General features: G+C 53.2%; 15 protein-coding genes. 6 read left to right on the top strand and 9 right to left on the bottom strand.

The features are described from left to right. The first annotated feature begins 6 nt into the window (after positions 1–6). On the top strand, positions 7–744 hold the full coding sequence (locus J7M22_14795) for a ThuA domain-containing protein (GenBank protein ID MCD6507873.1): 738 nt from the start codon (positions 7–9) through the stop codon (positions 742–744). Positions 745–801: 57 nt separating this feature from the next. Beyond that, on the top strand, positions 802–1,572 hold the full coding sequence (locus tag J7M22_14790; protein MCD6507872.1) for a sugar phosphate isomerase/epimerase: 771 nt from the start codon (positions 802–804) through the stop codon (positions 1,570–1,572). A 73-nt stretch (positions 1,573–1,645) separates the two neighbouring features. Here J7M22_14790 and J7M22_14785 read toward each other — a convergent pair whose 3' ends face one another. From J7M22_14785 to J7M22_14755, 7 genes are all read right to left on the bottom strand, one after another. Next, positions 1,646–2,395, bottom strand: coding sequence for a hypothetical protein (locus J7M22_14785; GenBank protein MCD6507871.1), 750 nt, complete (start codon positions 2,393–2,395; stop codon positions 1,646–1,648). A 21-nt stretch (positions 2,396–2,416) separates the two neighbouring features. Continuing rightward, complete coding sequence (locus J7M22_14780; GenBank protein ID MCD6507870.1) at positions 2,417–3,478, bottom strand: LptF/LptG family permease; 1,062 nt, start codon at positions 3,476–3,478, stop codon at positions 2,417–2,419. 51 nt (positions 3,479–3,529) lie between these two features. Next, a complete protein-coding gene (locus J7M22_14775) occupies positions 3,530–4,999 on the bottom strand; it encodes a sulfatase-like hydrolase/transferase (GenBank protein ID MCD6507869.1) in 1,470 nt (489 codons plus the stop codon). Between the two features lie 24 nt (positions 5,000–5,023). Then, positions 5,024–6,115, bottom strand: a complete 1,092-nt coding sequence (locus J7M22_14770; GenBank protein MCD6507868.1) for a hypothetical protein — start codon at positions 6,113–6,115, stop codon at positions 5,024–5,026. 61 nt (positions 6,116–6,176) lie between these two features. Next, the gene (locus J7M22_14765; GenBank protein MCD6507867.1) at positions 6,177–7,541 is read right to left on the bottom strand and encodes a hypothetical protein; all 1,365 of its coding nucleotides are present in this window, start codon (positions 7,539–7,541) and stop codon (positions 6,177–6,179) included. Between the two features lie 20 nt (positions 7,542–7,561). After that, positions 7,562–8,026: a flavodoxin domain-containing protein gene (locus J7M22_14760; GenBank protein MCD6507866.1), complete on the bottom strand. Its 465-nt coding sequence runs from the start codon at positions 8,024–8,026 to the stop codon at positions 7,562–7,564. An 87-nt stretch (positions 8,027–8,113) separates the two neighbouring features. Next, the gene (locus tag J7M22_14755; protein MCD6507865.1) at positions 8,114–8,728 is read right to left on the bottom strand and encodes a hypothetical protein; all 615 of its coding nucleotides are present in this window, start codon (positions 8,726–8,728) and stop codon (positions 8,114–8,116) included. Positions 8,729–8,928: 200 nt separating this feature from the next. Between J7M22_14755 and J7M22_14750 the strand changes: the two genes are divergently transcribed. Genes J7M22_14750 through J7M22_14740 form a run of 3 tightly spaced genes read left to right on the top strand, consistent with a single transcriptional unit; the run spans position 8,929 to position 12,009 of the window. Then, positions 8,929–10,275, top strand: coding sequence for a sigma 54-interacting transcriptional regulator (locus tag J7M22_14750; GenBank protein MCD6507864.1), 1,347 nt, complete (start codon positions 8,929–8,931; stop codon positions 10,273–10,275). Positions 10,276–10,279: 4 nt separating this feature from the next. Next, positions 10,280–11,308 (top strand): potassium channel protein, encoded by a 1,029-nt coding sequence (locus J7M22_14745; protein ID MCD6507863.1) that lies wholly within the window; start codon positions 10,280–10,282, stop codon positions 11,306–11,308. Further along, complete coding sequence (locus J7M22_14740; GenBank protein ID MCD6507862.1) at positions 11,305–12,009, top strand: TrkA family potassium uptake protein; 705 nt, start codon at positions 11,305–11,307, stop codon at positions 12,007–12,009. Before J7M22_14745 ends, J7M22_14740 begins: the two co-directional genes overlap by 4 nt. Here J7M22_14740 and J7M22_14735 read toward each other — a convergent pair. Both J7M22_14735 and J7M22_14730 read right to left on the bottom strand, forming a co-directional pair. Beyond that, a complete protein-coding gene (locus J7M22_14735) occupies positions 11,994–13,037 on the bottom strand; it encodes a flippase-like domain-containing protein (protein MCD6507861.1) in 1,044 nt (347 codons plus the stop codon). The two genes, J7M22_14740 and J7M22_14735, sit on opposite strands and share 16 nt — an antisense overlap. A 241-nt stretch (positions 13,038–13,278) precedes the next feature. After that, on the bottom strand, positions 13,279–15,369 hold the full coding sequence (locus J7M22_14730; protein ID MCD6507860.1) for a VCBS repeat-containing protein: 2,091 nt from the start codon (positions 15,367–15,369) through the stop codon (positions 13,279–13,281). 177 nt (positions 15,370–15,546) lie between these two features. On the opposite strand from J7M22_14730, the gene J7M22_14725 reads away from it, so the two are divergent. Next, the gene (locus J7M22_14725) at positions 15,547–15,858 is read left to right on the top strand and encodes a hypothetical protein (GenBank protein MCD6507859.1); all 312 of its coding nucleotides are present in this window, start codon (positions 15,547–15,549) and stop codon (positions 15,856–15,858) included. Positions 15,859–15,997 lie beyond the last annotated feature (139 nt).

Raw genomic sequence — 15,997 nt, 5'->3', positions numbered from 1 at the left:
GTTGATATGGCAAAAGCGATCCGCGTGACGGTGTGGAACGAATTCCGTCATGAGAGGAGAAACGAGAGGATAGCGAAGATATACCCTAACGGCATGCACGAGGCGATCGCCTCCTATCTCCGCTCTCAGCCCGGTTTCGAGGTCAGAACGGCGACCCTGGATGAACCGGAGCACGGGCTAACCGATGAGGTGCTTGCAAACACCGACGTGCTCATCTGGTGGGGACATATGGCCCATCATGAGGTTCGTGACGAGGTGGTGGATAAGGTCCATGGGAGTGTGCTGAACGGAATGGGGCTGATCGTCCTGCATTCGGCCCATTTCTCCAAGATCTTCCGGAGGCTGATGGGAACGACGTGCAACCTCAAATGGCGTGAGATCGGCGAAAAGGAGAGGCTCTGGGTGGTTGAGCCGGGCCATCCGATAGCCGAGGGGTTGGGCGAATACATCGAGATCGAGCATGCCGAGATGTACGGCGAGCGGTTTGATATACCCCAGCCGGATGAGCTCGTCTTCATAAGCTGGTTCGAGGGAGGCGAGGTGTTCCGTAGCGGCTGCTGTTTCTACAGGGGCAAGGGCAAGATCTTCTATTTCCGTCCCGAACATGAGACCTATCCGATATACCATCATCCGGATGTGCTGAAGGTCATCGCCAACGCCGTCCGTTGGGCCGCCCCCTCAGGCATTGAAAAGATCACCTTCGGAAACGTCAAACCGCTTGAACCGATTGAACCCAAGGGATAAAATCATAACATAAATGGGGACCACCGGTCCCCTTTGAAGTCAAAGCGAGGTGTCAGGATGAAATGGTCGCTTAACACCTATAGGACCGGTCAGGACTGGGATCTGGATTACCTGATAGAGATCACCAAAAAGACCGGTTATCACGGGATAGAGTTCCTCATGGACTTCAATCAGAAACACGGACTGGAGTGGGATACGCCCCGTGAGAGGTGGGATGAGGTTAAGAGGAAAATGGAGGAAGCAGGGCTGGAGTTCGCATCGCTGACAAGCTGTCAGGTGTTCCATCATCCGTCCCAGGAGGAGAGACGGGCGAGCGTTGAGAAGGTTAAAAGGGTCATCGATATGGCTTACTTCTTCAACTGCGGGCATGTCAGGGTCCTCGGCGACAGGTTCACGCCGGAAAACCGGGACGAGGTGGTCGAAAACGTCGGCAGGTGTCTGGGTGAACTGGGGGAGTATGCCCAAAATTACGGGATAACCGTCTCCATAGAGATGCATGGCAGCTTCACCGATCCCGACCCGGCCTTGGAGGCGATCTCGATAGCGAACAGGCCGAACGTGGGGGTGGTTTTCAACTGCGTCTGGCCGAATGTAACGCTGGAGACGGTGGATGAGTTCCACGATCGGATAGCGCCCCACATAAAGATGGTTCACACCCATCGAGTTGAAGACTCATCGACGTTTGAGTTTTACAGACGGATGTTCCGCAAGCTCAAGGATATAGGTTTTGACGGATACATCTCCAACGAATCCGCCTACACCGGTCCCGATCCTGAGAAGGTATTGGCCATGTATGTGGCGCTCTACAGGGCGTTCACAGGCGAGTAAGATCTATGTTTCCGTAGCCGCAGGCTTTACGCCTGCGCTACGCCTCTTATCGACGGGACAGGCGGGTAGCCTTTCATACAAAGGGCGGTTCGCCCTGAGCGGATTCGATCAGCTTCATGGCGTTATCGAGCTCCTCCTCCGTCCCCTCCAGCAGCAACCAAACTCCTCCTTCAGCTCCTGCTATTCCGCCCGCGGCGTAAAGGGTCGCCTTTACACCGCACAAGATCTCAAGCGCCTCTATCTCGGTGACGATCGTGCCGCTCACAGGGAAAAGGGCTGGAACCTTTCCCACGGTCTGAGGGTTGGAGGCCATCCTGCTGAGCCTGTGTATATCCTCGTAAACCAGCTTCTCGAGCCCTACAGGGATGACCAGTTCGATCCTCCGAGCGATGATATGGCCGATGGCGTTCCCGATGGTTCCGCCTGTGGGATGAAGGATCAATATCCCGGCGACCTTGTTTTTATAGTCTAGGGCATTTGCGCCTTTGATAAAGACATCTCCCGGACCCATCAGCTCTTTAACGGCCGTCGCCGGATCGAGCTCTTCGACGGGTTTCCCGTCCTTGATGACGTATCCCGATATCTTCGGCTCGGAGAGCACTGCCGGTTTTTCGCCCTTGGCCGGGGTGGTTGTGCCAGCTATCATGCGATGTTTTTCGATCTTCGTTCCCAGGATCTCCTCGACCACGTATCCGTTTGTCGTTCCCCTTCCGATGGCGATTATCCCTTTACGCATCGCCCTTTTTACCGAAGGCAGAGCAGCGACGCCTTTGGCGATGAGCCTCTTTGATTCAGAGACGGTCAGGACCGCCTTGGTTATCATCTTCACCTCCCCACAACGGTTTCATTTCCTGACCTTAATCAATAACGCCAAACCTATAGCGGCAAATATGAGGTTGGCAGCCCAACAGGAGAGGGCAGGTGGGAGGGCGCCGTTCTGTCCCATCGCCTCAAACATAGCGATACCTATTCCCCAGTACATGAAGTTGACGAACATCGTTATCAGGAACCCCGCCGCGAATCCCGCCGAGCCGAACCAGATGGCCAGGGGCGCTCCGATCAAAACGACGACAAACGTGGCAAAGGGATAGGCTATCTTGTGATTCAGCTCAACCCTCTCCATCCTCACCGGCTGACCGGCCCTCAGCTTATATCTGGTTAATCTCGCCAGCTCGCTATACGTCAGCTCCTTGGGCTTCATCCCCGAGGCGGCGAAGATCGACGGGTCTTCGCGGATGATCGTATCCATCTGATCGAATTTTCTCGATTCGATCTCCCTGCCGTTTGAGAAGCTTCTCTCCAATCCATCGAGAAGCGTCCATCTCTCCCCCTCCCATTTTCCCGCTCGGGCGAAAATCGAGTTTATGAGCTGGTCTCCGTTGAAGGAGTAGATCGAGATGTTTTTCATACCGTGGTGTTCCACATCGAGGTTCTGAATATAACACACCTTATCCTCGCTGGCCCTGAAGATGACGTTTCTCTCCCGCGTGAAGGCTTTTCTCCCCTCTATCTCCCTGACCCTTCTGTTGGCGCGTGAGGCGATCTGATCGTTGAAGAATCCGGCCAAGATGCATATCCCTAGGGTTGCTATAAGTGGGGGCAGGATCATCCGATAAAAGCTCATACCCGTCGCCTTCATCGCCGTAAGTTCGTTCGTCTGGATGAACCTCCCGAAGGTGAAGAATATCGCCAGCAGCCCGGCAGCGGGGAAAACCTGCATCACCCTCTCCGGGGCCCGATAGATGATCATTCTCACCACATCCCACACAGGCTTGTCACCTGAAAGCAACTCGCCGATCTCCTTATCGCCCAGTCGGACGATGATCACAAGGGCGACGAAGAAGGCAAAGCTCATGAGGAAATATCGGAGGTATTCTCTTAGGATGTATCTCTCAAGTATCCTCATCTCCGGCTAACCCGATATACTGTACGGTATTTACCCTCCATTCGTCGACGGTTAGTCCGTATACCCCGGTATCCTCTGATATCGCAGCGACCATCCGGGGTCTTGAATTAGAAGCCCGGCGTCCGGGTTTACCGGTATGGATGGCTGTGGGAACAGCTTCCACCGATCGCCCTCTATGGGTTCGGTATAACCCTGCTCCTTATAAAATCCGATCAATTCCCCTCTCATCTCCTCCTGCTCCCGCCTACATAGGCTGAGCCCCGCCCTGTTCCTGGTCTCCTCCGGGTCGTGTATTCTATCGAAGAGGAACTCCCTTCGATCGGGAGCGGAGTAGAAGTACTTCCATCGTCGGTTCAGGATCATGTAGACGCCTAGGGGGCCCCGCTGGTACTGGCTGTAGATCGTCCTGTCATCGTATCCTACGGCCTCGGCCAGATCCACCCCGTCGAGGTTATGATCCTTAGGATCTATTCCCGCTGCGGCCAGTATGGTCGGCATGATATCAACCAAGCTTGTCGGCGTTTCGCAGATGTATCCTCGGGCGAACCGCTCCGGATATCGAACGATCATCGGCACCCTTGCCGCCGCGTCTAGCATGCTCCGCTTGCCGAAGCAGTTGTAATCGCCCAGAAACTCGCCGTGATCCGATGTGAAGATGATCATGGTGTTCTCAAGCCGGTCTGTCTCCTCCAAAGCCTCAAGTATCCTTCCTATCTGGAAATCGATGAAGGAGATACAGGCGTAGTAGTAGGCCTTCATCACCCTGAGGAGGTTGTTATCTATCCCGTTATCGCGGTATTTGTACCGATTTTGGTATCTATTCATGTAGGTGTGAAGCGTCTCAAAGCCGTCGGGACGCTTTGGCAGCGGCATCAGCGCTGCCCGATACAGCTTGTTCCAGGGAGTCGGAGGCGAGAAGGGTGGATGGGGGTGAATGAAGCTCGCCCAGAGGAAGAAGGGTCGGGATCTATCCGCATTGCGGATGAACTCCACGGCTCTATCGCCGACCCAATTGGTGCCGTGAAGCCTTGCCGGCATCTGTGCCGGCTGAGGGATGTAGTACATCTCACCCCTCTGGCCGAAGGGATCGTATACGTGATCGAAGCCGTTCGCGTGGAGGAACTTCAGGTAATCGTCATCCTCAACCCGAGCACGCATCTCCTCCTGATGCTCGCGCGTTTGAAACCCGCGTAAGGCGTGGGAATCGGGTGTGAAGTGCATCTTGCCGATGCCGTGCGTCCGATAGCCCGCCCTGGAGAGCAACTCCATCAGGCTGGGTCTATCATCGGGCATCGGATAACCGTTGTCGAAACACCCCGTGTTATGGGGATAGAGGCCGTAAATAAGCGAACATCGGGCCGACACACATACGGGCGATGGGGTGTAGGCGCTTTTGAAAAGCACCCCTTCGGCGACCAGACGATCCAGGTGGGGCGTCTTTATGATCGGATTTCCAGCCGCTTGAATGGTATCGGCCCGTTGTTGATCGGTGAATATGAGAAGAACATTTGGTTGAGACATGGTTTACCTCTCTGCTTAATGTAATTACGAATGACTAAGCGATGAGATCATTTCAGATACAGCGTGAATTCGCTCCCAGGCAAGCTTAGATTCTGGGTTCGATAGGCAGAGAAAATCGAGGAAGAGGTTATAAAAAACATCCGAAGCCCTGGGAAATCGGCGCATATCCTCTGCAATGGTTGATGAATCCAGGTTTATTCGATCAGCCCCGCATATCATCCTGAGTCGTGAAGCCCATAATGGTATTACCATCCATCTGTTGGTTCTCATCCATATGATCTGTCCATTATAATAACCGTATTTGACAGCAACCCAGGAACGCAGGTTTCTTTTGATAAGCAACTCGGAGATCTCCTTATATCTCAGCGCTTCATCGATAGGTTTGTCTCCCAAAATACATCTCGCAGTTCCCATTGAGATACCTATCCTATCGAGTTCCTCGATGAATTTCTTAGGGGCTATTTCACAGGCAGTTATGACTTTTTCTACCTCCTCAATCCGTCCTGTCAATCCGTGAACCGACCGGAATAGCTTATATAGCTCTTCTAATCCATTTCGCTCCGTAAGAGCCTTTAAGTTTTCGGGGAACCGATTAGCACTCCGTATCAAATCTCCACATTTGACGGTGATACCGAAAGCAGTTTCGATCGCTGCCCTCTGCGCATAGAATACAGAGGACGCCCAATCTTTTAATCTGAAAGATTCCTCAGCCTTAGCAAGTAATTTCATTGCTTTCTCGACGTAACAGCTCACCTTACATGCTATGATTTTCGGGTCAAATCGCTTGGAATCAATGAAGGCCTTATATCGATTCCACAAGCCATAAGGGTCATAGAGGATCCTGCATCCATAAAGCTGATCTGGTAGATCGCTCCTACAGAAGCAATCTATATCTTCTACGATAGCTTCCATCATATCCACCCATACATCATGCACATTGATCAACACGCCTTCCAAAAACCCACCCACGGAGGAGAAACATCCCTTAGATCTCCATAAAACATGTAGATCCACATCACTTCCTTCCCAAACGTCTCCCCTCGCTAAACTCCCTGAGATAACAACGCCCAATACACCCTTTTGCTTTGCCAATAAGTCGCCGTATTTCTCGGCCATGCTTCTTAATCTGTTGAGATGGTCCTCATTCAATGTGTAAACCCCATTCTAAGACAGGGAATTACGTGTAAATGAAATAAGCCGTGGCTTTACAGGTGGTATCCGTTCTGACTCTCACCCAATGGGCGCTGAAACCCATCGGAAGCTCATGGTGTAGGTATCCACCGGGCGGAACGCGGAACACATCGTAAACCTTCCAGCTCTGATTCCCCAGCGGATCAACCTCCACGGTGAACTCCACGGGACGATCGTTATCGTGCCACAGATGTAACACCTTTCCCTCGAATCCCATCATCAGATATGGATCGGACGGTTCCCAAGCTGATACTTGATCCTGCCACCACACCCCTCCCCAGCCTTTAGGTTTTCCGAACTGCCACAGATCGTCGGTCTTACCGAACCAGAGATTGGCCTGAGGCTCGCCCGCCAGGAGATTGGCGTCTCCGATGGGGGTTACCTGGTTTCCGCCCAACACAAGGAATCCCCTCCACGAGCAGAAATCCGGGATGATACGCAGATGGGTCGAAATGGGTCTAATCCCCCATATCTTACCGTCATACGCCACGGGGGAGAGCTCGTAGAACATGCCGTGACAATCCATCAGATATCTCTCGCTTTCGACCTCCCGAATCCGCGGCCACTCGGTCTGCCAGTAATGGTCGAAACAATGGCTGGCCTTCGGCAGACGATAGGTTTGCCACCTCCCTTTTGCGAAGACCTTCAGGATAGCCGACGCTTTGTCCCATCCCGTGGCGAAGATCACCTGACCCATATTCCGCCGACCCGTTACCTCGTTGAAGGGTTTTCTCTCGATGATCCTCCACACCTTACCATCCCATTCCGCCAGACGTCCCGCCTCACGTTCGCCCAGGAAGTCCGGCTCATCGTATGTGTTATTGGCCACGACCACCCTGCCGCTCCCCGTGTATCCTCCCTTAAAATGGGGCTTAGCATTTTCGGGTATCTCAAGTTCCTTCGTCAGATCGAAGAGCTCCCTCGCCCGCAGCGTGTTTAGATCGACCTCCAACATCAGCCCTTCCATCGTCAGGAAGTAGACTTTGTTCTCCGGATCTTCCAGATGCTCCATGGTCGCCGTGAGGCGGTGTTCCTTGATATCTTCGATCGTTCGGACGTTGCCGTCGACATCTATGATGTGTGGTCCGATTATAAGTTGGCTGGATTGGGGATGGATCATGCGGTTGGCGTAGGTGCCGACCACGCTTTCAGGTCGCTTTCTCAGGGTGAAGCTCTCGTCTATCTCATAAAGTCCCGTTCCGGAACCGCTGCTTGATTTGTGTGAGACGTACGTAATCATCCAGAGCCTGCCGGCCCATGGCATGAGAGCCCCTATTCCGCATTCGCTTCGGGCGGGCAGCAGATCGGCCTTGACTGAGAGCGGGGAGATGACCCCGCTTATGTTGATCACGGCGCACCCCCGCTCTCAGATCAGGAGAGCCTCCTGAGTAGTTCGGCGAACCTTCTGGCGAATCGCCTACACTCTTTCTCCGATCCCTCCACCTTCCCGACGGCAGTGGGTCCATAGTGGTGGCCGCTGGGATCGCCCTGTATGATCATGCCGTGTATCAAAAGAGCCTCGAGGATGCTGATGACGGTTGTCTCATGTCCCGTTACCGCTGCCGTGGCGAAGGCTCCGCCGACCATGCCGTCTAATCTGCCGTGGAACTTAACCGACTCGTCCAGGAACTTCTTGATCTCAGCCGCCATCGTGCCGTAGTAGGTGGGCGATCCGACGATCAAACCATCGTAATCCTTGATCTCATCCACCGACGCCTCCTCAACGCTTTTACAGGCCACCTCGATTCCCTCATCGCGCAGGCCCTCTGCTATCATCTCCGCCATCTTTTTCGTATGACCGGTTCTGGAGTAGTATACGATCAAGGCTTTAGGCATGTCCAGCACCTTCCGGGAATACGTTATTGCGTTCATCGGGTCATTGCGTTCCAACGGGACAAGGTGAGATCTCACCTTGTTCCCCCGTCATCTTTTAATCCTGGCCCATGTGGTTGCCAGTTTATCTTTAGGATCAACGGCGCCGGGTTTCCCCGTCGATATGGGACCGTTAAAGGAGATATAGTCTATCTCAGCCTCCACTCCAGCGGAGGTTCCAGGATCTATCCTGAATCTGAGTATGGTCTTCTTCTGCCAATCGCCCGCCGTTATCTCGACCTCGATGTCCTGGAACTCATCCACGGCGTTGACGTCGAAATCCTGATGTTGCGCCTCGCTCCAGTTTCCGTCCTCCTTTGACACCCAATAGATCTGCCACCTATTGGGCGTATTGACCCTCACGCCGAGGTAAAGCACGGGATGCTCTTTGCCGCTAAAGGAATCGTAGTCGGCCTGGTTCCATCCGCCGCCTGGGAACATATAGGGGTCTCCCCCAAGCGATTTGGTTATGAGCACCTTGCGATCCAGGCCGTCCTGATCCTTCACCGTTTCGATCTTCAAAGGCTCAAGCTGATTGAGGTCCACCCAGTTCTTCAGCTCCTGGGCGGCATCAGGCCCGTCAAATGTCCACTCCGGTCCCTGAGCTGCCATGGCCGAAAGAACGGCGAGAAACAACATCGCCGTGAATACCACTACCTTGTTCATTTTCCTCCTCCTTCGGCGGATGGTTATTTGTTGTCATTTATAGTCATTTGTAGTCATTCGAAATGACGGCGAAGCCAAATGACCCAATGACCACAAATGACCATATCACAGTTTTGACAGTTGCATCGGGCTTAAAATTGATGATATCATAGATATAAGGGGAATTCAAGCCTAATTTCCCCCTTGGGGAGAAAAAGCCGATGGATGACAGGAGAAAGTTCGAGCTGATACTCGACAATATAGCCGATGGCGTTTTCACCATAAACACCGATTGGCGGATAGAGCTTTTCAATAAGGCCGCCGAAAGGATAACCGGATTTTCAGCCGAGGAGGCCATAGGCAGGGTGTGCAGGGAGGTGTTCAGAACCAACGTATGCGATTATGACTGTGCGATACGTCGGGCGCTTGAAACGGGAGAGCCGGTGACCAACTATGAGGTGATTATCACCCGAAAGGATGGGATCCAGATACCGGTCAGCGTGAGCGCCTCAATACTCATAGACGACGATGGAGGTATTATGGGGGCGGTGGAGACGTTCAGGGATATATCGCAGCTCAAATGGCTGGAGATGGAGCTTCAGGAGAGGTATCAGTTCGGCCAGCTCATAGGCAAATCCCGTAGGATGCAGGAGATATTCGAACAGATAGAGATGCTCGCCGAAAACGATGTGACAGTTCTGATCCAGGGCGAGACCGGAACGGGGAAGGGTGTGATCGCCCGGGCGATCCATCTCAACAGCCATCGGGCAGATGGTCCGTTTGTGACCGTCAACTGCGCAGCTTTGCCGGAGCCGTTGCTGGAGAGCGAGCTCTTCGGACATGTTAAAGGGGCATTCACGGGGGCGGTGGCGGATAAACCCGGCAGGTTTGAGCTGGCAGATGGAGGCACGATATTTCTCGACGAGATAACCGAGATACCCACCCACGTCCAGGCAAAGCTTCTGCGCGCCATAGAGGATAAGGAGTTCGAGAGGATCGGAGGAACAAAGACCATAAAGGTAGATGTGCGCATCATCGCCGCGACGAATAAAGATCTGCGCGAGGAGGTGAAAGCGGGTAGGTTCAGGGAGGATCTCTTCTATCGGCTGAACGTGATCTCCATCGAAGTGCCCCCTCTTAGAGAAAGACGCGAGGATATACCGCTGCTGGTGAGGTTCTTCATCGACAGGTTTAATGGAGAGTTCGGCAAACAGATCGAGGGGATATCACAACAGGCGATGGATCTGATCCTGCGCTATAACTGGCCTGGTAACGTGAGGGAGCTTGAGAACGCCATCGAACATGCCTTCGTCCACTGCCGCGGGGATCTCATAATGCCGGAGCACCTTCCCTTGGAGATCAGAAAAGGCGATTCGTTCCCCGGAATAGCCCCCTTTTTCAACCTGCAGCCAGGGGAGAACCCCCTTGAGGCTGCCGAGAGAGCCGTTATCATCAGAGTTTTGGAGGAAACGGGATGGCGTATAGGCGAGGCCGCGAATATCCTGGGCATCAGCAGACCGACCCTCTGGAGAAAGATGAAGAGATACGGGATCAAAAAGAGGGAATAGGCATATGCAGTCCTACAGAAATCTGGTGATAACCGGGCTGATGATCCTGCTCGAGTTCTTCATAGGATCGGTGGGATATAAGCTGATCATGCCGGATTGGTCTTGGCTCAAATCCCTTTATATGACCGCTATCACGCTGACCACCGTCGGATATTCCGATTATGGAATCTTCTCAGAATCGACGTCTGCTAAGATCTTCACCATTACCCTGATAATAACCGGAATAGGTATCTTCGCATTTGGTGCCAGCTCGCTGGTCGGATTCGTGGTTGAGGGACATCTCAGCGATGTGCTGAGACGGCGTAGAATGGTGAGGGAGATCTCAAAGCTCAAGGACCATTATATAGTTTGCGGGGCCGGCGGCACGGGAGTGCACGTGATCGATTCCCTCTCTTCTAGGAAAGTCCCATTCGTCGTGATAGACAAAAACGAAGAAAGAATCAAAGGGCTTTTGAGGGTGAGGTCTTTCCTTTACATAGCGGGAAACGCTTCAGACGATGAGGTGTTGCATATGGCGGGGATCGGAAGAGCCAAAGCGCTTATATCCATCCTTTCCGATGACAGAGATAACCTTTTCGTGACCCTTTCGGCCAGAACGCTCAATCCGAAACTCACCATCGTCTCGAAGGCTGTGGAGTCGAAATCCATCGCCAAGATACGTAAATCAGGAGCCGATTACGTGATCATCCCTGATTACCTGGGAGGGCTCAAGATAGCCTCGATCCTGATCAGACCTAACGTTGTGGAATTCCTGGATGGGATAAGGGCGGATCCCGTTTATAAGATGGTGGAGGCGAAGCTGCCCGATGGATCCCCCATGATTGGAAAATCGCTGAGGGAAACGCGGATCAGATCCGAGACGGGACTTACCGTCTTCGCCATCAGGAGGGGCAAAGAGATTATATATAATCCATCACCCGATTTCACGCTTCTCCCTGGCGATGGGCTTGTGGTTATAGGATCAAAGGGTCAGATATCGAAATTGGGGAAGATCATAGGCGATACGGAGCTTGTCTCGAGGTGGTTCTCATGAAAAACCACTTCATCGTCTGCGGAGCAGGGGATACGGGGATCTACGTGATAGACGAGCTTATCCAGATGGGGATGGAGTTCATCGTGATAGAATATAACGGGGAGAGGTTGAAACAGCTCCTTGAGACGCGCGAGTTTCGCTACATCGAAGGAGATGCCACGGACGAAGATGTCCTACATGAGGCGGAGATCGGAAACGCCAGAGGGCTATGCGCTGCCCTCTCCGCCGATAGGGACAATCTCTTTCTGGTCATCACGGCGAAGAGCCTCAACCCCGATCTTATGGTCGTCTCCAAGGCGGTTGAGGAGACCAGCAAACCCAAGCTTATCAGGGCAGGCGCCGATGCGGTGATAATTCCGGAGGAGATAGGCGTCAGCCGCGTGGTCTCCTTTCTGTTCATGCCAGGCGTTATAAGCTTCCTCGATGAGATGCTCAGGCTCCAAACCGTGACAAGGTTCTCGGAGACCACCATCCATCGGGGTTCACCGCTTATCGGCAAGGCCCTATCGGAGGTGAACATCCCCGTAAAAGTCGGCATGACGATCGTAGCCATACGAGATGGGGAGACGAAACAGTTCATATATAACCCTGCTCCCAACAGAAAATTCAAGTTGGGCGACGTGTTGATCGTCATCGGCACGCAAAAACAGATGGAGGATCTGGCGGAATACACCAGAGATCCGTTTTACCTCGGCTTTTGAAAGCGTTTCTTGCCGGAGTTGAGGGCATACATGAAAAGCAATCCGCCTACGGTAACTCCCATGTAATTCGTGAAGAAACGCCACAAAAGCGTATACGCCCCCCTCATGGCCGAGTTCGGGATGATGCTCGACATCAGCAGATAACTGCCCCCTTCGGCCACCCCGCTCGCTCCGGGGCTAGGACTGAAATAGGCTATAAAGCTGAGAAGCATCTGGATCAGCACGACGTTTAGGATCGAGTGGTTGAGACCGAGTCCCGATAGGATCACACTGGCCATCAGACAGTAAATTCCCAGGGATATATAGCTGAATAGGGCGGCCAGGAGGGTCAAGTGGGCGTGTGTGGTGGAATAGATCTTTATGCTCTCCGAAAACAGCTCCAGCGTTCTCAACATCTTCTTCGTATAGGTTATCTTGTGTTTCAACCTGAACGCCTTACCGACCGCCAGGAAGGCACATCCGACCAGCCTCTTGAAGAATCTCATCCGCACTATCGCCAAAGCGAAGAGAGACAGGAAGAAAACGAAGAGCAAGGTGGCGAATATGAGGGAGGCCCTCAGGAGATATCCAAGTTGAAAGATAAATCCGTGGTTTAATATAAGTATGATGACCGCCGAGCTGAAAAGAGCCAATATCGTGAAACCCGCCCCCGTAGTACAAGCTATAAAGGCTTTCCCCGCCGGAACGCCCGCTCTGGTCAAAAGATATATCTGAGCGAGCCCCCCTCCAGTTTGGGATGGGGTTATAGCTCCCATAAACAGATTAGCCATGAAAGCTTGGAAGGATCTCCAGAAACTCACCCTTTCCCCAACGCCTTTGAGCAGAAGATGAAATTTCATCGCCGACGAACACCACATCAGAAAGGCCAGCCCTGCCCCCACCAGGGCATATGAGGGCCTGAGCGATGCCAGGTACCTCACCATCTCTCTGCCCATAAAAGCGAAAAAGAGCGTAATGCTCAGAACGGTTATCCCAAGGAACAGTTCCAATCCCTTGGCGATGTTGATTCGTCCTCCACCTATCTCCATCTCAGCCCTCATCGATAATTGGTTGACAGGCTAATTATCCCTTACGGGATATCAAATTGTCAACCACGCATATAGGGATTTTCAGCGCTTTTCGCCAGCGAGGAGCGAGGGACCGGTGGGATGGAATTAGAAGAGGGTGGGAAACGGGAAGCCGGAGACCGACACATGTGGAAGTAGGAGCGTCGTCCATCACAGATCACACTAAAGGACGCTCCCAATGATGGGCGAAACGCAGGCGATTTCACCAGCTCTTTAACAGCCACAGATGTACTTCGCCCAAGTATCTACCTGTGAACGGTTTCCCGACAACGGCGGGTTTACCGTCGATGTGGATGAGCTTAGCATCGTGGCTGCCGACGCCCTCATCGACGACATGCGTCTCGAATTTCCCGCTGCCCTTATTGACGAAGAGTATAACCTGCGGATGATCGGTGAAGTTCATCTCTATGACGCAGATATCGGGCAGGCCATCGCCCGTGAAATCGGCCACGATGAGCGAATGCGGATCGACCAGATCGCTTGCCAGCACATGTTCCCGCCAGAGTTGTCTCGGATCGGCGCCTGATTTGAACCACGCGACACGTCCCTGCTCCTTACGTCCGAAATATTGCGCGTCGCCCTCTGAGAGTATGATCTCCGCCCGTCCGTCCCCGTCCAGATCAGCGGCTTCCACGACTGTTCCGACGTAGCCTTGAGCGAACCGGAAGCGTTGCCATTCCTCCCTCACATCCTCCTCCGGCTTGAACCAGAAATTCCCCGCTATAAGTTCACATCTCCCGTCGCCGTCCACGTCCGCCCACGCTAATCCCTCACCCTCCACCTCGCGGGCGACGGTGAACGCCTGCCAGGGTTTTGTCGGATCATCCTGCGGTTTTAACCACAAGATCGCCTTTTGTCCCTGATTCCAGCTTACCAGCTCGCCTCTGCCATCGCCGTCCACATCCGCCCATAGCTGAGTGTGGAATTTAGGAGCGAACGTTCCGATGGCATATCGCTGCCACCTTTGTATGGGGTCGGCGGGCTGTTTCCACCACCAAAGCTGTGGCGCGCCTCGCCAATCGCCGCCCGCCATGAAATCAAGCCGTCCATCTCCGTCTACATCTCCCAGCGCTCCGCCCGATTCCAGCCTCTCCGCGTCTTCGTCTATGACGTGCACGGGCCAATCGTCTGGTTCGCTCTGCTCCAGCCAGATAAGCCCGTCTTTACTTTTCTGGCGGCTGCCGATCACCACGTCCTCTTTGCCATCGCCGTTGATATCGCCGACGATGCAGATCGTGCGGTTCAACCTCGGATCGAGACGTGCTATGAGGATGCGCTCCATCTCATAAATCCTCCCCCTTGGCGGCGTGATATTTATCCATCCGGCTGCCTTACGGAAGAAGGCCCGCTTGCTCGGCGTGTTGATGAGCCAGTTCGTCGGCGGCGATTGGAAACCGTCCCTGTAGTTGTTCCTGCCCATATCGAAATACCCCCAGCTCGCCCCCTCCTCGAGAGCGGCCTCCATGTTGTCCAGGCTTATGCTGTCCTCGTTGAAGACGATCGGCTTAGGTGTTCCCCAGGATTCCAGCTTCGAGCGGATCGTTCGGACCATCTCCCTGATCTGTTCCGGTTTTTGGCCGTTGCCGTGAATCAGGACGAAGTCGACGGAGCGCAAAACCTCATCTGGAGGTATAACGCCGCCGCAGAAGCTAACGGAGACAGGCGTCTTTCGGCCGCACCGCTTCTGTGCCAACCGGATCAGCTCAACGACACGGGGCGGTTTTATGATGTCGTGGTCGTAATCCCTATGGTCGCACTCGTTGGCTATTTCCAGAAGCACATGCCGATAACCCTGCTGCATCAGCCAGTCAACGACATTGAGGGCGGCGTTCTTGACGGATTCTTCGTCATGTAGCCGTTGATCCTGCCCGAAGTAGAACAGCCCCAGGATGACGATCATGCGTTGTTGTTGTGCTGCATCCAGCACTCGCTTGAGACGGTTGAGCCATGCGGGTTTCAGGGAGCCGTCGGGATTAAAGCCGCTGACGTGCCAGATCTGCTTCCCCTCCCTCGGCCTGCCGCATTGCAGGTTGATAGTAAAGGCGATGACGCCGTACGCCCTGTAAAGCGGAAGGACGGCGATGAACTCATCCGTGTTGCGATCTGGATCGAATTCGCTCCCGTCGGGATACCGCCAGAGATGTCGGGTTTGGGGATTTTCGTCCTCGAAAAGGGCCTGAACCATGCGGGAATTGAGCAATGTGCCGAGCGCTTTGGAGTTGACGTCGGGCACATCGGCATATGTGGGTTCTCCATCTATCATAAACTGCTCGCCCTGAATGCTCACCACCATAGCGTTCACCTCCACACAGAGGAGTGGGCTAATTATACCATACTTCAACTTCGCAATGGGGTTTAACGAGACTTTATAGCCACCCTCTTCAGGGCGCACACACAAACTGAAGCTGCAACTTTTTTTAAGCTCATTCGTATTTAAAGGCGAAAGCTGCCTGGAATTTGAGGTGAAGATATGGCTAAATTCATCCGCTTGTCTTTTTTAGCCTACCTCGCAATTCTGCCAAGCTTGGGCATAACCGACGCTAAGTTCACGGATAGTGAAGGCCATCTCATTGACAAAATAGTTATAGAAGGCAACCGCCATATCAGGGAATACGAGATCTTACGGGCTATGAGCCGAGCACCGGAGGATAACATCCAAACCGCCGTTAATTTCATGAAGGTGGTTCGCCCCTATTTCCGGGATGTCAAACTTCGGATTGAACGGGAAGGAGACAGATACGTGGCTTACATTATAGGGCTTTTCAATGATTGTATGATTTAGTATACTATCACAAAGACCACCAGGAAGGGAGGTGATTCAGGAAGAAAGATAGGGATGAGAAGATGAAAAGATTTGATTCTTTTTCGGCCTTTGGTGCCGGGAGGGGAGATTTTACCCTTATCAAAGCGTTGAAAAACCC

This window comes from Candidatus Poribacteria bacterium, from assembly GCA_021162805.1.
GTDB lineage: Bacteria > Poribacteria > WGA-4E > B28-G17 > B28-G17 > JAGGXZ01.
Note: the sequence above shows the minus strand (reverse complement) of the source record. Positions and strands in the feature narration are given on the sequence as shown.

What these genes read in the sequence shown, in the direction of transcription:
- J7M22_14795 (MCD6507873.1), top strand. Translation starts at nt 7, where the DNA reads ATGGCAAAAGCGATCCGCGTGACGGTGTGGAACGAATTCCGTCATGAG.
- J7M22_14790 (MCD6507872.1), top strand. Translation starts at nt 802, where the DNA reads ATGAAATGGTCGCTTAACACCTATAGGACCGGTCAGGACTGGGATCTG.
- J7M22_14785 (MCD6507871.1), bottom strand. Translation starts at nt 2,395, where the DNA reads ATGATAACCAAGGCGGTCCTGACCGTCTCTGAATCAAAGAGGCTCATC.
- J7M22_14780 (MCD6507870.1), bottom strand. Translation starts at nt 3,478, where the DNA reads ATGAGGATACTTGAGAGATACATCCTAAGAGAATACCTCCGATATTTC.
- J7M22_14775 (MCD6507869.1), bottom strand. Translation starts at nt 4,999, where the DNA reads ATGTCTCAACCAAATGTTCTTCTCATATTCACCGATCAACAACGGGCC.
- J7M22_14770 (MCD6507868.1), bottom strand. Translation starts at nt 6,115, where the DNA reads ATGGCCGAGAAATACGGCGACTTATTGGCAAAGCAAAAGGGTGTATTG.
- J7M22_14760 (MCD6507866.1), bottom strand. Translation starts at nt 8,026, where the DNA reads ATGCCTAAAGCCTTGATCGTATACTACTCCAGAACCGGTCATACGAAA.
- J7M22_14755 (MCD6507865.1), bottom strand. Translation starts at nt 8,728, where the DNA reads ATGAACAAGGTAGTGGTATTCACGGCGATGTTGTTTCTCGCCGTTCTT.
- J7M22_14750 (MCD6507864.1), top strand. Translation starts at nt 8,929, where the DNA reads ATGGATGACAGGAGAAAGTTCGAGCTGATACTCGACAATATAGCCGAT.
- J7M22_14745 (MCD6507863.1), top strand. Translation starts at nt 10,280, where the DNA reads ATGCAGTCCTACAGAAATCTGGTGATAACCGGGCTGATGATCCTGCTC.
- J7M22_14740 (MCD6507862.1), top strand. Translation starts at nt 11,305, where the DNA reads ATGAAAAACCACTTCATCGTCTGCGGAGCAGGGGATACGGGGATCTAC.
- J7M22_14735 (MCD6507861.1), bottom strand. Translation starts at nt 13,037, where the DNA reads ATGGAGATAGGTGGAGGACGAATCAACATCGCCAAGGGATTGGAACTG.
- J7M22_14730 (MCD6507860.1), bottom strand. Translation starts at nt 15,369, where the DNA reads ATGGTGGTGAGCATTCAGGGCGAGCAGTTTATGATAGATGGAGAACCC.
- J7M22_14725 (MCD6507859.1), top strand. Translation starts at nt 15,547, where the DNA reads ATGGCTAAATTCATCCGCTTGTCTTTTTTAGCCTACCTCGCAATTCTG.